This window comes from Pseudomonas sp. Pmew2, assembly GCF_058129885.1.
The window spans coordinates 327,595-343,091 of record NZ_CM176702.1; the positions used below are offsets into that span (position 1 = coordinate 327,595).

Here is a 15,497-nt window from a genome sequence, read left to right on the forward strand (position 1 = left end):
TTAAAGGAAAAAGTCCATGCGGAAGTAGATCGGCGCTTCACGCTCGATCACGTCGGGACGTTCCAGGGAATGGGCAAAGGTGACGGACGCAGCGACGTGCTGGCCGCGGGTAAACAATTCCAATGAGTTGCTGGACAACCGACCATGGTTTTGGCCGTTATAACGATCATTGCGGATAACCCCCTGATCGTAGCCAGCAGCGGCGCCGTATTCAGTGAACACCGGGCGCAGCCAGTCCAGCGCTACCGGACGCGTCAGACGTATTTCATTACGCCAGTAACCGCCACTGTCGCCGGACAGAAACTCGTCCTTGTAACCGCGCACCGATGACGAACCGCCGAGGCTCAGACGTTGTGGACTGAACAGCACGTCCTCGCTGCGTTGCCCTGTGGCCAGGCTGGTGAAGGCCAGATTTTCGCCCCATAGCTGAAACGGATGCAGGTAGCTGATGGTGCCGGTGTACTTGCGATAGCGCGCATCGGCCTCACCCGGCCCCGGATCGTGATTGCCTTGAGCATCCAGTAAGCCGATGCCCTGCTGCATACCCAGGTCAATGTTGACGAATGCAGACCCGACTCGTCGGCCGTGGTTGATGCCGAATTGTGCTTCGGTGATGCGGTTGCTGCTCAAGGCCAGCTTGCTGTCCTCGACGTAGTTGTTGGTGCGCAGGTACGCCAGACCGGCGTTAAGCGAGGTCTTGCTGACCGAATCGCGGTGGATCACGCGCTCGGCACGAAACTGATGGTTCTGGCTGTCGCCATCCTGGTTGAACTTAAAGCCATCGGCTTCGGCCTGCGAGCGATATTCGGTTTCGCTATACAGATAGCTGAAAGTCCACCAGCCCCACGGCAGGCTGTATGACAGAAGGCCGTTGTGCGAGGCTTGCTGGTGGTCGCTGACCGCATCATGACCGCCGCGCAGACTCAACTGATCGGCAAGACCCAGCGGGCTGTCCCAGTCCAGACCCACGTTCCACTGCTGCTCGCCAGTACTGCGCTGGCCTTCGTTATTGCGCGATAGGTTGGCACGCCAAGGCTTCTGCGGGGTATTTTTGACCACAACATCGCTACCGCCAACAGCCTGGCCCGGCGTCAGCTCCATTTGCGCCTGATTGGACGGAAGGCGGTTGAGCTGATCAACCATCTGCTCGATTTCCCGCAGATTGAGTAACTGGCCCTCTTTACCCGGAAAGGCCATGGCCAGTTCGCGATTCGAGAGGCCGCTGGCAGCGTCACTGCGCAGATTCTCTAGCTTGCCCTCGATGACCAGCACCTGCAGGTCACCCTTGGACAGATCCTGCTGCGGCAGATAGGCCCGAGTGGTCACCAGACCTTTGTCGATGTAATGGTCGGTGATGGCCTTCAGCAGTTCATTGAGCTGAGCAACGCCAAGGCATTTGCCCTGAAACGGCTTGATCAGTGCATCGCGCTCAGCGGGTGATATGGAATCCGCCCCCTTGAGTTCGATGCGATTGATAGTGAAGCAGCGGGTATCGGCGGGCGTGGCGGGGGTTGTCGGCGTGGTCTGCTTGCCTGGCAGGTCCTTTAGCTCTTCCAGGCGACGGCGCTGCTCTTCGAGCAAGCGGTCCTGGCGATCACGTATGAAATCCTGTTCTCCGGGGGTTGCAGCATGAACAGGCGTCAACGCTCCCGTGGCCAAGAGCAGCGCACAAAAACCCAGCCATGTCCTTTTAGAGGCAAGCATAAATATTCCATTAGAAGCGCTAGTGGCGAGAGCTACGCCTGTTCGGGGTTAGTCAACACGACATTCAGCGCCATGCCAGATAGCGGCAAAGTGACATCAGATGTGACGATTGTGAGACAGACCACACATATCTCAGAAAGTTCCCATTAATTTCTATTTTGGCGCTGACCTCTAAGTACTCATGCGGTTTCTAGGCTCTGTACGAAAAGTGGCTGCGCTCAGTGATGCTTCGTTAAAAACAGGCTCGCCTGACCTTCGCTCGCCGACTTTTCGTACAGAGCCTAGTAAATCGCTCGTCCTGCTCTTCATCTTGCCAGCATACTGCTAGTCACCCCGATCCTCCATCCACGGTCCCATAGCCATAGCAGCAGCGGTCAAAAAAAGCACCGGCAATGCTAGTAGGGACAGGATGCCCACAATGCTAGTGGTTATTATGTAGCTGAGCACCTCTCTCACGCCGAGATCAACGGCCATACTCCAAGTGTGCAAGACCAAAGTGACTGTGAAACTCGCGCATGAGATAGATCCGAACAGCATCATGAGCCCCACCGCACCCAGCGCGAATGCCTCTCTTTTATACATTTTCTGTTCCTTGTCGTAGTCATGCCACAGGGCACGTAAATAGAATCACAGCGGAAGAACTAAATCGAGCCAAAACCACGCGACTAAACTCAATGAGCTTTGGGCCATCGCTACTGGTCTGGTGAGGCTGAAGTTATAAGATCAGGAAGAGTATCAATAGCTATATTGAAAAGAGCCCCATGAAAGACCTTGCCTTTTGTCCATCTACTCACAGCAGGGCGTAGCGACCTTGCCAACAGCTTCTACGGCATCCAACAGCTGCTCTAAAATGCCGAAGCCTTCGGCATGGGGAATCAGCGCGTTCACCAGATCCGACGCGTTAAAAACGAATGGCTCGTGGGAATAGTTCATCCTGAAAAACTTCGTCGCTAGGAGTGTGCCAACCATGTTTAGCAGCTCCTGTTCATCCCTACCGGTTAGCTGAGGGAAAAACATCGCTGCCGTGGCGGTGGCCAACGGACGCATTTCTGACGAGCTTTCGGTGTAATCCCAATACCATCGTCCTTTGGCGGGGCAAAAATTAGGGAACTCGTCCTTAAGAAAGTAGTTCCAGTAGCTGCTCTGCCACATCCATTGCGGTGGTTTTAGTAAAAAAGAAGCTCCATACTCCGGCCGAACGGTCACCTCATTCGTTCTACCATTACCCCAAAGCTCAAGAGGACGCTGCATCAGGTAATCCAAAGCGCGATTGCGCAGGTTGAAAACTGCTACGCGCCTGTCTATCCCACTTTGCAGTTGCGACTGGGTCCGTCCTTCAGCTACCCCGAGAATGGTTGCTCCGATATCAATATTTTTTTCATGTAAAGGTTGGAGATCCAAATAAACACGTCCAGTCAACGGTGCAGGTAGACGCTTCGAGCACCCCGGCTCCAAAATCAACGGAACTATCCTCACACCAGGCTCATCAGCGATCTTGGACAGCATGCTCAATTCATCATACAAGCCTGACCCCTTGCGCTGAGCTGCATCCAGGTAGGCCTGATCGCACAAACACAGGACTATCAGTGGCCGCGGTTCGAGAGCAATGCTGATGTTACGAGTTATCGACTCACCGATCGCGATGCTGTCGCGATCCCAGAAAACATCGTACTTCCATGTGAGGTTGCTCAGGATGCTCTGCCGGATCCATTCCTTGTTACTGAAACCATTGCCCCACGCGTATGAAATGAAAATTGAGCCGTGAGTCTCTTTTGTTGCCATGTGCAATACTCTTTAAGCTAAAGTGAGCATGCCTCTGTGACGCCATAAGCTCTTGCATCAGTCGCAAGCCAATGTGCCGCTAGAGGATGCTATCAGGCCGGAGGATGGGTTTTTTCAACCTGCTAAAAAAGCTGGACGAAAGAAACCCAAGCGAATTCCTATACCTTACCCGACCAATTCTGCTAAATGGTCAAATTTACAATCCTCAGCTTAAGAGTAGGCTTCAGGCCGCTGCTCAATACTTCGATACCTAGGGAATCTCCGAACAAGTCCCGGTTATGCGAAAATCGCCTGACCACCTGATCCGAGCCTCCCATGAGCCAGATGAGCTTTTCCGATTTCGAATATGCCAGCAAGCGCAAGCAGACACGCCGCGAACGCTTCCTCGCCGAGATGGATCAGGTCGTCCCCTGGACAGGTCTGCTGGGCCTGATCGAACCGTTCTACCCCAAGGCCGGCGGTGGCAGAAAACCTTATCCGCTGGAAACCATGCTGCGCATTCACCTGCTGCAGAACTGGTTCTCCCTGAGTGATCCGGCCATGGAAGAAGCGCTCTACGAAATCACCCCCATGCGCCAGTTTGCACGCCTGACGTTGAGTGCGCCGATACCGGAAGACACCACGATCATGAACTTCCGGCACCTGCTGGAGAAACATCAACTGGCTCCTGCAATCCTCGCGGTCATCAACGGTTATTTGCAGGAAAAAGGCCTGTCGCTACGCCAGGGCACCATCGTCGATGCCACCATTATTCATGCCCCAAGCTCGACCAAGAACAAAGACGGCGAGCGTGATCCCGAGATGCATCAGACAAAGAAGGGTAACCAGTATTTCTTCGGTATGAAGGCCCACATCGGCGCTGACGTTGAGTCTGGACTGGTTCATCACGTCCATGGCACTGCGGCCAATGTGGCCGATGTCACTCAAGTCGCCGAACTGCTCCACGGGGAAGAAAACGCGGTCTATGCGGACGCTGGCTACACCGGTGTCGAGAAGCGTGAAGAGCACGAAAATCGTAACGTGATCTGGCAAATCGCGGCGCGGCGCAGCACGTATTCCAAGCTGAACAAACGCAGCCTGTTGTACAAAGCCAAGCGCAAGATCGAGTACTGCAAAGCGCAGACACGCGCCAAGGTCGAGCATCCGTTTCGGGTCATCAAGCGCCAGTTTGGTTACGTGAAAGTACGCTTTCGTGGGCTGATGAAAAACACGGCCCAACTGACCACGCTGTTCGCCCTGTCGAACCTGTGGATGGCTCGAAAGCGACTAATGGGTTTGGGTGAGTTGCGCGCTTAACACGGAAAACCGAGCGAAAAACGCGCTCGACTCACACTGCATCAGACCGTTTTCAGAAAAATAGCGCTATGTGCCTGGCAAATTACGGCTTGCCACCGCTGCGCGGCAAGTTGATCGGAGCATCCCTAGTTCGCTGAGATTCCTGCGAGTAGTAAAGCTGGTAAATCAGTTTCCAGGCCAATGCATTGTCTGAACTTTGATATGCGGATGACTTTCAAGTGGTTCCCACTCATCCAGAAAAGCAAAACCCTGCTTTAGATAGAAGTAGGCAGCCCTCGCGTTTTCCGGAGATACGTCGAGAAAAACGCCATCAAAGCCCTGGGCCAACGCGCGAGCCTTGACAGCGTCAACGAGCTGAGCTGCCACTCCGGAGCCTCGTGCAGAGGCCTCGATCCACATTCCTATCAAGTTATAGCGATTCGCACCGCTCACTCCTGCACCGATCATCCCGATAGGTTTGTCGCTGTCGAAGGCCAGCCAAAATGCCGTCCCCGCTGAGGATGCTCGATCTTTCCACTGTTGATCAGTGTATTTTACGGCGGTCTGGTAACTCACACCAAACGCCGTTGGCGTGTCCAAAAGGGCAGCGAGTCGAACTTGCTTCAAAAGCATCCAGTCTTCTGTTTTCGTCAGTCGAATATCCATGGTCTTCCTGAATGATTAGTGGCCTCCCATCGTCTCGCAGGAGAGTGTGAGAACGTGGCTGCTCTTGCAACTGCCTGCTTCTGGCCGATTTTAGCCCATGCTGAAGGGCTGCAATGGGTCGATTCTGTTGAAAAAGTCGGCCATGTGTTGCCGCTGACCGAAAACTGACCCAGTAGAGGCTGTTCTGCCGACTGAAAACTGACCCAGGTGCTCAACTGCTTCTGCTCACTTTTTGAGCAGGAGAACACAGGGTGATCAGCATGGAAATGTTGGGAAAAATCCGGCGGATGTACTTCCGCGACAAGCTCTCGCTGCATCAGATAGCCAAGCGTACCGGGCTGTCGAGAAACACCATCCGAAAATGGGTCAGAGCGCCCGAAGCCAATCAACCAGCGTACCAACGGTGCGCATCCTTCAATAAGCTCAACCCTTTTCACGAGACCTTAGAGCAGGCGCTCAAGGCTGATTCGTTCCGGCCAAAACACAACCGTAGGAGCGCCAAGGCACTTTTTGAGCAGATCAAGGCCGAGGGTTATGACGGCGGTTACAGCCAGCTCACGGCGTTTGTCCGCTCTTGGCGGTGCGAGCAAGGCAAGTCTGTACGCGCTTTTGTACCGCTGACTTTTGCCCTCGGTGAGGCCTTTCAGTTTGACTGGAGCGAAGAAGGCCTGCTGATCGGTGGCCTGTTTCGACGTATCCAGGTCTCCCATATGAAGCTGTGCGCAAGTCGCGCGTTCTGGTTGGTTGCGTACCCCAGTCAAGGCCACGAGATGCTGTTTGATGCCCATACACGTTCGTTTGGAGCGTTGGGTGGCGTGCCACGTCGCGGCATCTACGACAACATGAAAACGGCTGTCGACAAGGTTAACAAAGGCAAAGGCCGCACGGTCAATGCCCGGTTTTCCGTGATGTGCGCGCACTATCTGTTCGATCCGGACTTCTGCAACGTGGCCTCTGGCTGGGAGAAAGGCATCGTCGAAAAGAACGTGCAAGACAGCCGGAGGCGAATCTGGCTCGATGCTCAAAATTGCATGTTCCATACCTTCGAGGAGCTGAACGTCTGGCTCGGCCAACGCTGTCGTACGCTCTGGGCTGAACTTGTACATCCGCAGTACAACGGTTTGACGGTGGCAGAAGTCCTGGAGCTGGAGCAGGCTGAAATGATGCCAATGCCGACGGCCTTTGATGGCTACGTGGAACGCACCGTCCGTGTCTCTAGCACCTGCCTGATCAGCGTGGCGCGCAATCGTTATTCGGTGCCTTGCGAGCGTGTGGGTCAATGGGTCAGCAGCCGTTTGTACCCTTCGCGAATCGTGGTCATTGCCGACGAAACGGTGATCGCCAGTCACGAGCGCCTCTTTGATCGAGATCAGATCGGTTTTGACTGGCAGCACTACATCCCACTCATCGAACGCAAGCCTGGTGCACTGCGCAATGGCGCTCCATTTGCTGATCTGCTAAAACCGTTACAGCTTCTTAAACGCGGACTGAGGCGTCACACCAACGGTGATCGAATCATGATGCAGGCACTGGCTGCTGTGCCCATCGCCGGTCTCGAACCAGTGCTGGTGGCGGTGGAGCTGGTACTTGAATCGGGAAGTCTGAGCGCCGATCACATCCTCAATGTCGTTGCCCGCCTGACCTCCACCGCACCACCTCCCTGTGTAGAAACCAGCCTGCAACTCAAAGTGGCGCCGGTTGCCAATACAGCACGCTACGACCGGCTCCGTACGACCGATGAGGAGAATCGCAATGCGTGACCTAATGACTGAACTCAAAGAACTGCGCCTGCACGGCATGGCCAGTGCTTGGGAAGAACTGGTCTCTCAAGGAACAGCGTCGACGGCTTCATCGAAATGGCTGCTGGAACATCTGCTTCAGCAGGAACATGCGGATCGCGCGGTGCGCTCGGTGAATCATCAGATGAACATGGCAAAACTCCCCATGCACCGTGACTTAGCTGGCTTTGACTTCAGCGCTTCCAGCGCTGATGCCCGGCTGGTCAGCGATCTATCCAGCTTGGCGTTCACTGAAACCGCGCAGAATGTCGTGTTCATCGGCGGCCCTGGCACCGGGAAAACACACCTGGCCAGTGCCTTGGCTGTATCCGGAATCACGGCCTACAACAAACGCGTGCGCTTCTTTTCCACGGTGGATCTGGTGAATCTGCTGGAGCGTGAGAAGTACGATGGCAAGGCAGGGCGAATCGCCCAGGCACTGCTGCGCACAGACCTGGTGATACTGGATGAACTCGGATATTTGCCCTTCAGCCAAAGCGGTGGCGCCCTGTTATTTCACCTGCTGTCCAAACTGTACGAACACACCAGCGTGGTCATCACCACCAACCTGAGCTTCTCGGAATGGTCGAGTGTGTTTGGCGACGCCAAGATGACCACCGCGTTGCTGGATCGGCTGACACACCACTGCCACATCGTCGAAACGGGCAACGAGTCCTACCGCCTACAACACAGCACATTGGCTGCCCAGACAAAGATCAAAACACGCGAACGAAAGCGAAAGGACGGAAATGATATCGAGGACGATGAGCCATTTTGATCCGCACCATAAATGCCCTGCTGCATGCGGTGGGGCTTGATGCGTCTTCAATCGGAACACTGCTGCTAAGCTTATCCACAATTGCTGGGGCAAAAATCAGCAATCCGTCCTGGGTCAATTTTCAATCGGCAGGGTGGGTCAGTTTTCAATCAGCGCCAACAAGACGAGGGCTGTACTGAAGCTGGCCAGCGCTATGTTACGGAGAGAGCTGAGTACGTAACGGCTAAGTTCCCAAGCGACAAATACGATTCTTATTTGCTGTACTCTGCAGAGATCAAAAGTCCTCAAAAATAGGTTTAGCGCCAGCTGCGGCAGGTGAAGAGCTTTGCATGACGTGATAGAAGTCAAGCGAGGTTTTCAACTCATGCTGGCCAATCACCAATGTCAAGAATTGTGTGCAAAAAGCATTAAAGCTTTACTAAAAACTTTACAGAATATATAAATTTTTTGGTTTTATCTATATAAATCAGTTGCTTGCATCTTATAGATTGACTCTCAAGTAAGTAGAAAACTTCATGTAAGTGTATTGAGGTTCAAGGAAACCCCGCCTGGTGCGGGGTTTCTTTTGCCTGTTTTTTGATATTCCTGGCAGGTCTATCAATCACATTATTTATTCTTTTTAACTTTTCTCAGCAGGGCGCACAGTAACGTCATACCAAGGCCTACCCGATACAGACAAGGAGCAACACCATGACACTGCGACTTGGCGACATCGCCCCTGACTTCGAGCAGGAATCCAGCGAAGGTCGTATCCGTTTCCATGAATGGCTCGGCAACAGCTGGGGGGTGTTGTTTTCTCATCCGGCAGACTTCACGCCTGTCTGCACCACAGAGTTGGGCTTCACCGCCAAATTGAAAGACGAGTTTGCCAAGCGCGGTGTAAAAGCCATTGCGCTGTCGGTAGACCCGGTTGACTCGCACATCAAGTGGATCGACGATATCAACACTACGCAAAACACCCAGGTTAACTTCCCGATTCTGGCCGATGCCGACCGCAAGGTCTCCGATCTGTATGACCTTATTCATCCCAATGCCAGCGACACACTGACTGTGCGTTCGCTGTTCGTGATCGACCCGAACAAGAAAGTGCGCCTGAAGATTACTTATCCGGCGAGCACCGGGCGTAATTTCCACGAGGTTCTGCGCGTTATCGACTCTCTGCAATTGACCGACAACTACAAGGTTGCCACGCCCGCCAACTGGGTGGACGGCGATGATGTAGTGATTGTGCCGTCGATCAAGGACGAAGCCGAGATCAAAGAACGCTTTCCCAAGGGCTACAAGGCCGTCACGCCTTATCTGCGCCTGACACCTCAGCCAAACCGCTAATTTTCGATCTACCAAGCGTGGGGTTATTCGGGCCGATTCATCGGCCCTTTTTTATTCCTCCCTCATAGCCGCCGACTGCGTTGCTCGATCAAGCGCGGACGCAGAGCGTCCAGAACGGCATGCGACGCGGAGCGTCGCACGATAGTCGAGATCATCGTTCCTCACGCTCCAGCGTACGAATGCCGCGAGTAACGCTCCGCGTCACCGATCTTCGCCCCGCCGCCTGTTCAAGATCGGACGCAGAGCGTCGCACGATAGTCGAGATCATCGTTCCTCACGCTCCAGCGTACGAATGCCGCGACTAACGCTCCGCGTCACCGATCTTCGCCCCGCCGCCTGTTCAAGATCGGACGCAGAGCGTCGCACGATAGTTGAGATCATCGTTCCTCACGCTCCAGCGTGGGAATGCCTGTCGTGACGCTCCGCGTCATGGATATGCGCCACGCCGCATACTCAAGATCGGACGCAGAGGGTCCAGAACGGCATGCCGCCGTAGTACGCCGCACGATAGTTGAAAAATAGTACTGCCCTTTATATTCATTTATGGAATAACTAAATGAATAAATAAGATTTATAGATATAAAAAAGTGCTGTTAATGTCGTCCCTATTCCCGCCTTGTTCGTCTGTGACTGACTGAGCAGGCACTACCCAACAACCGCTAAAGGAGCGCATATGCGCACTGTCATTTTGCGTCGAGGCCTTGTCGCTCTGTTTGCTGCTGCGGTCGCGCTTGGCGCGGTCACCCAGGCCCAGGCGGAAGATCTGCGCATCGGTTATCAGAAATACGGCACGCTGGTGCTGCTCAAGGCCAAGGGTTCGCTGGAGAAGCGCCTGGCCGAGCAGGGCGTAAAGGTTCAGTGGACCGAATTTCCGGGCGGTCCGCAGTTGCTTGAAGGTCTGAACGTGGGCTCGATTGATTTCGGCGTGACCGGTGAAACGCCGCCTGTTTTCGCTCAGGCAGCAGGCGCGGATCTGCTGTACGTGGCTTACGAGCCGCCAGCGCCGACCAGTGAAGCCATCCTGGTACCCAAAGACTCCCCGATCACCTCGGTCAAAGACCTGAAGGGCAAGAAAGTCGTCCTCAATAAAGGCTCGAACGTCCATTATCTGCTGGTCAAGGCACTGGAAGATGCCGGCCTGAAATACACCGATATCCAGACCGTCTTCCTGCCTCCGGCCGATGCGCGTGCCGCTTTCGAGCGCGGCAGCGTGGATGCCTGGGTCATCTGGGACCCTTACCAGGCCGCAGCTGAAAAGCAATTGCAGGCGCGGACCTTGAAAGACGGCACCGGCATCGTCGACAACCACCAGTTCTATCTGGCGACCAAGCCTTACGCGCAAAAGAATCCGAAGGTGATTCAAGCCTTGATCGAAGAAGTTCGTGCAGTGGGCGAATGGTCCAAGGCTCACCCTGACGAAGTGACCAAACAGGTTGCGCCGTTGCTGGGGCTGCCCGCCGACATCACCCTGACCTCGGTAAAACGCCAGGGCTACGGTGCGCTGTTCATTACTCCGCCGGTTGTAGCGGCGCAGCAGAAAATTGCTGACACCTTCTACCAGCTCAAACTGATTCCGAAGCCGCTCAGCATTGCTGATGTGGTCTGGACACCCCCTGCTGCTGTTGCTCAAGCACAGTGATCGTCAGGCCCTTCGAGGAGACAACTCCATGAGCCTCAGTGCTTCGCAACGCATCATTCACCGACTGGCGCCCTGGGCACTTCCAGTCCTGTTGTTGGCCGTCTGGCAGCTGTCGGTCAGCGCCGGATGGCTATCCACACGCATTCTTCCTGCACCCAGCGCAGTCATTGAGGCGGGTATCAATCTGGTTGCGAGTGGCGAAATCTGGACGCATCTGGCGATCAGCGGCTGGCGCGCCGGGATCGGATTCGCCATTGGCGGCGGCATCGGTCTGGCTCTGGGCTTTATCACCGGCCTGAGCAAATGGGGCGAGCGCCTGCTGGACAGCTCAGTGCAGATGATCCGTAATGTGCCGCACCTGGCGCTGATTCCGCTGGTCATTCTGTGGTTCGGCATTGATGAGACAGCGAAGATATTTCTTGTCGCGCTGGGCACCCTGTTCCCGATTTATCTGAACACCTACCACGGCATCCGCAACATCGATCCGGCGCTGGTAGAAATGTCCCGCAGCTATGGCCTGTCAGGTTTCAGCCTGTTCCGGCATGTGATCCTGCCAGGTGCCATGCCTTCGATTCTGGTCGGTGTGCGCTTTGCGCTGGGCTTCATGTGGCTGACGCTGATTGTGGCAGAAACCATTTCTGCCAGCTCCGGCATCGGTTATCTGGCGATGAATGCACGGGAATTCCTGCAAACCGACATCGTGGTACAGGCCATTGTGTTGTACGCCGTCCTCGGCAAACTGGCCGATCTGGCGGCGCGAGGCCTTGAACGTGTGTGCCTGCGCTGGCACCCGGCCTATCAAGTGAGCAAAGGCGGTGCCGCATGACCAGTCTGAAACAGCAGCCTCCACATTTGCTGCGCGGTATTCCGCTGGCAGTACGTAACCTGAAAAAAGCGTTCGGCACTCGCGAAGTGCTCAAGGACATCGACCTGCATATTCCGGCCGGTCAGTTCGTCGCCATCGTCGGCCGTAGTGGCTGCGGTAAAAGTACCTTGCTGCGCCTGCTTGCCGGTCTCGACAAGCCAACCGAGGGTCAATTGCTTGCAGGTTCTGCACCACTGGACGACGCTCGCGAAGATACGCGTTTGATGTTCCAGGAGGCGCGGTTGCTGCCCTGGAAGAAGATCATCGACAACGTCGGCCTTGGCCTGAGCGGCGACTGGCGTGCGCAAGCACTCGAAGCGCTCGAAGCCGTCGGCCTTGCCGAACGCGCCAACGAGTGGCCAGCGGCATTGTCCGGTGGCCAGAAGCAGCGTGTTGCTCTGGCGCGTGCGCTGATTCACAAGCCGCGCCTGCTGTTACTCGACGAGCCGTTGGGCGCGCTGGACGCTTTGACCCGCATCGAAATGCAGCAACTGATTGAAAAACTGTGGGGCCAATACGGCTTCACGGTACTGCTGGTTACTCACGATGTCAGCGAGGCAGTCGCCATCGCCGACCGCGTGATCCTGATCGAAGAAGGCCAGATCGGCCTCGACCTTCTAGTCGACCTGCCACGGCCACGTGCTCGCGGCTCGCACCGCCTTGCTGCGCTGGAAGCCGAAGTGCTCAACCGAGTATTGGCCATCCCCGGCTCGCCACCTGACCCGGAACCGTTTTCGCCACTGCCCACGCAATTGCGCTGGGCAAATTAACCCTGATCCCCAAAGGAAGACATGCCATGACTATCAAAGCCATCAACGTTCGCAACCAGTTCAAAGGCACCATCAAGGAAATCGTCCACGGCGACGTACTGTCGGAAATCGACGTACAGACCGCTTCCGGCGTTGTGACCTCGGTCATCACCACCCGCTCGGTAAAAGAGCTGGAACTGGTCGTCGGCAGCGAAGTAATTGCCTTCGTGAAGTCGACAGAAGTTTCCATCGCCAAGCTGTAAACAGTGGGTAAAAAACACCCCGGACGGTTCTGACCCTCCGGGGTTTTTACTTTTTTACCTGGCAGTTTTGCGAGGAAGGCAGTTTGAGCCCGGTTGGTGAGAGTAGGCTGAATGCGTATGCATAGGTTGGTGGAGATCCGGTCGGGTTCGGGATCCTTCGGGGCATCTTCCGATTAGGCCCGAGTTGATAATAGAGTTAGCAGTTTCAGCGAAAGCGCTCGCAACGATGGGTCGTTTAAAGGAGCCAGTGCTTTTAAAATTGAGAAGTACAACGCTCTGAGCGCCTGGGCGAGCAAACGAGCTAAAGAATATAGCGAACGTTTTACGCCTTATCCTGGAACGGTGAAGAATATCCGTGAATAGTGAGCTTTAAATAACTCGCTTCCCCAAAAATACCGGCAAATACAACCCCAAATAAGCATCAAACACCCGCATCCCTTCCTCAGCCATGCGCGGTGTGATCTCGTCATGCAATTGCACTGATCGCGCATACACCCGATCCCCCAGTTCCATCGCCAGCGCAAATACGTCCACGTCATCCGGCAGCGCAGGCAGCTGGAAGTGGCGGTCAAAGACCCCAAGCATCAAATGCCCCAGCTCTATGTCGTGCTGGCGGTCTGCCTGGTTGATTTCGGTCAGGCCGTGCTGGGCAAGGATCAATTGGCGGGCGGCGGCGTCGGCGTTGTAGATGGCCAGCATGCGCAGTTCGACGATACGCGACAGGTCGCGCCAAGTGGTGAGCTGGTCGTGATCGATAGGCGCTTGCAGTGAGGCGCGGAAAGCCGCGTGAATATCGGCGGTCAGCGCTTCAAGCAGCGCCGGAACGCTGGCGAAGAAGTGATACACCGATGAGGGCGGAATACCTGCGCGTTCAGCCACGCTGTAGATCGACAGGCTGGCCACCCCTTGCTCGGCGAGCAGCGTGCGCGCGGCGTCGAGAATCGAATCGATCCTGGCCTGGCTGCGTGCTTGAGGTTTGCGGGGCGTGGCGGCGCGTGTCATGGGCGTGGCTCGTGGTTGGGCTGACGGCATTGTAAGGGATTCTGACTGGATGAATCTCTGTCGTCGCCAAACGATTATCGCTCCCACGCTCCGCGTGGTAGCGCAGTTCTGGACGCTCCGCGTCCTCTCCTGATTATGCGGCGCGAGAGGTGCTCCGGGCGCAAACAAAAACGCCGCAAAGCTCAAGGCTTTGCGGCGTTTATGTTGCTCAGCCTCAATCAGACTGTGTGCAGGTACCAGTTGTACTCGAGGTCGGAGATGGAGTGTTCGAACTCTTCCAGCTCGCTCTCTTTACAGGCGACAAAAATGTCGATGTATTTCGGGTCGATGTACTTGGCCATGACCGTGTTGTCGTCCAGCTCGCGCAGTGCGTCGCGCAGGTTGTTCGGCAGGCTTTGTTCATGCTGCTCGTAGGAGTTGCCTTCTACCGGCGCGCCAGGTTCGACCTTATTGACCAGGCCGTGGTGCACGCCCGCCAGGACCGAAGCCATCACCAGATACGGGTTGGCATCGGCACCGGCAACGCGGTGTTCGATACGTACCGCGTCGGCGGTGCCGGTCGGTACGCGAACGGCGACCGTACGGTTGTCCAGACCCCAGGTCGGCGAGTTGGGCACGTAGAACTGAGCACCGAACCGACGGTACGAGTTGACGTTCGGGCACAGGAACGCCATCTGTGCCGGCAGGGTCTCGAGCACACCGCCGATAGCGTGACGCAATGCGGCGTTCTGCTCGGGATCCTCGCTGGTGAAGATATTCTTGCCATCGCGATCCAGAATCGAGATGTGGACGTGCAGACCATTACCCGCCTGACCCGGATAGGGCTTGGCCATGAAGGTCGTGTCCATCTCGTGATCGTAGGCGATGTTCTTGATCAGGCGTTTGAGCAGCACGGCGTAATCGCACGCCTTGATGGCATCGGCAACGTGGTGCAGGTTGACTTCGAACTGTGCCGGGGCGCTTTCCTTGACGATTGCGTCGGCAGGAATGCCTTGCTCCTTCGCACCTTCAAGGATGTCCTGAAGGCAGTCGACGTACTCGTCGAGGTCATCGATCAGGTAGACCTGTGTCGAATGCGGGCGTTTGCCGGAGATCGGCGAGCGGGGCGGTTGCGGGCGACCGTTCACGTTCTCCTGATCGATCAAGTAGAACTCCAGCTCGAATGCGGCGCAGATGGTCAGGCCCATTTCGTCGAACTTGGCGACGACCTGGCGCAATACTTCACGCGGGTCGGCGAAAAACGGGTCGCCTTCGAGTTCGTGCATGGTCATCAGCAACTGCGCGGTAGGGCGCTTTTGCCATGGTTCGTTGCACAGGGTGTCAGGGATGGGATAACAGATTCGGTCAGCATCACCGATATCCAGGCCCAGGCCGGTGCTTTCCACCGTGGAGCCATTGATATCCAGAGCAAATAAAGAGGCCGGCAGGTTGATGCCTTTCTCATAAACCTTATGGAGGCTGGTGCGTTCGATGCGTTTGCCACGCACCACACCATTCATATCTGCAATCAGAAGGTCAACGTACAGAACCTCAGGATGTTCCTTAAGGAACGCGTTCGCTTCGTTAAGCTGAACGGCACGCGGGGGTACCGACATGATGCAACACCTTTGTTGTTAAAAATATCAATCATCAATGATTGCGGATCTCAGTCAATCCGAAAGCCATGA

At 55.5% G+C, this 15,497-nt stretch carries 13 protein-coding genes; 8 read left to right on the forward strand and 5 right to left on the reverse strand.

Translation table 11 applies throughout. The features are described 5' to 3' along the window. Nucleotides 1-1,704 carry a ShlB/FhaC/HecB family hemolysin secretion/activation protein gene (locus AC4ANK_RS01520; protein WP_002551477.1) on the reverse strand — a complete coding sequence of 568 codons (1,704 nt, stop codon included), beginning with the start codon at nt 1,702-1,704 and terminating at the stop codon, nt 1-3. 786 nt (nt 1,705-2,490) lie between these two features. Beyond that, a complete protein-coding gene (locus AC4ANK_RS01525; RefSeq protein ID WP_082301384.1) occupies nt 2,491-3,486 on the reverse strand; it encodes a TIR domain-containing protein in 996 nt (331 codons plus the stop codon). A 315-nt stretch (nt 3,487-3,801) separates the two neighbouring features. Between AC4ANK_RS01525 and AC4ANK_RS01530 the strand changes: the two genes are divergently transcribed. Continuing rightward, a complete protein-coding gene (locus AC4ANK_RS01530) occupies nt 3,802-4,782 on the forward strand; it encodes an IS5 family transposase (RefSeq protein WP_044424202.1) in 981 nt (326 codons plus the stop codon). 165 nt (nt 4,783-4,947) lie between these two features. On the opposite strand, the gene AC4ANK_RS01535 is transcribed toward AC4ANK_RS01530, so the two are convergent. Further along, complete coding sequence (locus AC4ANK_RS01535; protein ID WP_002551479.1) at nt 4,948-5,427, reverse strand: GNAT family N-acetyltransferase; 480 nt, start codon at nt 5,425-5,427, stop codon at nt 4,948-4,950. Between the two features lie 260 nt (nt 5,428-5,687). On the opposite strand from AC4ANK_RS01535, the gene istA reads away from it, so the two are divergent. The 7 genes from istA to AC4ANK_RS01570 all read left to right on the forward strand — a co-directional run bounded on the left by istA (nt 5,688) and on the right by AC4ANK_RS01570 (nt 12,828). Then, nucleotides 5,688-7,187, forward strand: coding sequence for an IS21-like element ISPsy20 family transposase (istA, locus tag AC4ANK_RS01540; protein WP_460384020.1), 1,500 nt, complete (start codon nt 5,688-5,690; stop codon nt 7,185-7,187). Next, a complete protein-coding gene (gene istB, locus AC4ANK_RS01545; RefSeq protein WP_031598096.1) occupies nt 7,180-7,983 on the forward strand; it encodes an IS21-like element ISPsy20 family helper ATPase IstB in 804 nt (267 codons plus the stop codon). Before istA ends, istB begins: the two co-directional genes overlap by 8 nt. A gap of 690 nt (nt 7,984-8,673) precedes the next feature. Continuing rightward, complete coding sequence (locus tag AC4ANK_RS01550) at nt 8,674-9,312, forward strand: peroxiredoxin (protein ID WP_031595515.1); 639 nt, start codon at nt 8,674-8,676, stop codon at nt 9,310-9,312. A 673-nt stretch (nt 9,313-9,985) separates the two neighbouring features. Continuing rightward, nucleotides 9,986-10,951, forward strand: coding sequence for a sulfonate ABC transporter substrate-binding protein (locus tag AC4ANK_RS01555; protein ID WP_002555773.1), 966 nt, complete (start codon nt 9,986-9,988; stop codon nt 10,949-10,951). Nucleotides 10,952-10,979: 28 nt separating this feature from the next. Next, complete coding sequence (gene ssuC, locus AC4ANK_RS01560) at nt 10,980-11,777, forward strand: aliphatic sulfonate ABC transporter permease SsuC (RefSeq protein ID WP_002555772.1); 798 nt, start codon at nt 10,980-10,982, stop codon at nt 11,775-11,777. Next, nucleotides 11,774-12,586: an aliphatic sulfonates ABC transporter ATP-binding protein gene (gene ssuB / locus AC4ANK_RS01565; protein WP_002555771.1), complete on the forward strand. Its 813-nt coding sequence runs from the start codon at nt 11,774-11,776 to the stop codon at nt 12,584-12,586. Before ssuC ends, ssuB begins: the two co-directional genes overlap by 4 nt. Nucleotides 12,587-12,612: 26 nt before the next feature. Further along, the gene (locus AC4ANK_RS01570) at nt 12,613-12,828 is read left to right on the forward strand and encodes a TOBE domain-containing protein (protein ID WP_002555770.1); all 216 of its coding nucleotides are present in this window, start codon (nt 12,613-12,615) and stop codon (nt 12,826-12,828) included. A 369-nt stretch (nt 12,829-13,197) separates the two neighbouring features. Here AC4ANK_RS01570 and AC4ANK_RS01575 read toward each other — a convergent pair whose 3' ends face one another. Together AC4ANK_RS01575 and AC4ANK_RS01580 are read right to left on the reverse strand one after the other, a co-directional pair. Beyond that, nucleotides 13,198-13,830, reverse strand: a complete 633-nt coding sequence (locus AC4ANK_RS01575; RefSeq protein ID WP_002555769.1) for a TetR/AcrR family transcriptional regulator — start codon at nt 13,828-13,830, stop codon at nt 13,198-13,200. A gap of 218 nt (nt 13,831-14,048) precedes the next feature. Next, on the reverse strand, nt 14,049-15,425 hold the full coding sequence (locus AC4ANK_RS01580) for a glutamine synthetase family protein (protein ID WP_002555768.1): 1,377 nt from the start codon (nt 15,423-15,425) through the stop codon (nt 14,049-14,051). Nucleotides 15,426-15,497: the final 72 nt, after the last annotated feature.

Excerpts from the sequence above, each read along its gene's own strand:
- AC4ANK_RS01520 (WP_002551477.1), bottom strand. The coding sequence starts at position 1,704 with ATGCTTGCCTCTAAAAGGACATGGCTGGGTTTTTGTGCGCTGCTCTTG.
- AC4ANK_RS01525 (WP_082301384.1), bottom strand. The coding sequence starts at position 3,486 with ATGGCAACAAAAGAGACTCACGGCTCAATTTTCATTTCATACGCGTGG.
- AC4ANK_RS01530 (WP_044424202.1), top strand. The coding sequence starts at position 3,802 with ATGAGCCAGATGAGCTTTTCCGATTTCGAATATGCCAGCAAGCGCAAG.
- AC4ANK_RS01535 (WP_002551479.1), bottom strand. The coding sequence starts at position 5,427 with ATGGATATTCGACTGACGAAAACAGAAGACTGGATGCTTTTGAAGCAA.
- istA (WP_460384020.1), top strand. The coding sequence starts at position 5,688 with ATGGAAATGTTGGGAAAAATCCGGCGGATGTACTTCCGCGACAAGCTC.
- istB (WP_031598096.1), top strand. The coding sequence starts at position 7,180 with ATGCGTGACCTAATGACTGAACTCAAAGAACTGCGCCTGCACGGCATG.
- AC4ANK_RS01550 (WP_031595515.1), top strand. The coding sequence starts at position 8,674 with ATGACACTGCGACTTGGCGACATCGCCCCTGACTTCGAGCAGGAATCC.
- AC4ANK_RS01555 (WP_002555773.1), top strand. The coding sequence starts at position 9,986 with ATGCGCACTGTCATTTTGCGTCGAGGCCTTGTCGCTCTGTTTGCTGCT.
- ssuC (WP_002555772.1), top strand. The coding sequence starts at position 10,980 with ATGAGCCTCAGTGCTTCGCAACGCATCATTCACCGACTGGCGCCCTGG.
- ssuB (WP_002555771.1), top strand. The coding sequence starts at position 11,774 with ATGACCAGTCTGAAACAGCAGCCTCCACATTTGCTGCGCGGTATTCCG.
- AC4ANK_RS01570 (WP_002555770.1), top strand. The coding sequence starts at position 12,613 with ATGACTATCAAAGCCATCAACGTTCGCAACCAGTTCAAAGGCACCATC.
- AC4ANK_RS01575 (WP_002555769.1), bottom strand. The coding sequence starts at position 13,830 with ATGACACGCGCCGCCACGCCCCGCAAACCTCAAGCACGCAGCCAGGCC.
- AC4ANK_RS01580 (WP_002555768.1), bottom strand. The coding sequence starts at position 15,425 with ATGTCGGTACCCCCGCGTGCCGTTCAGCTTAACGAAGCGAACGCGTTC.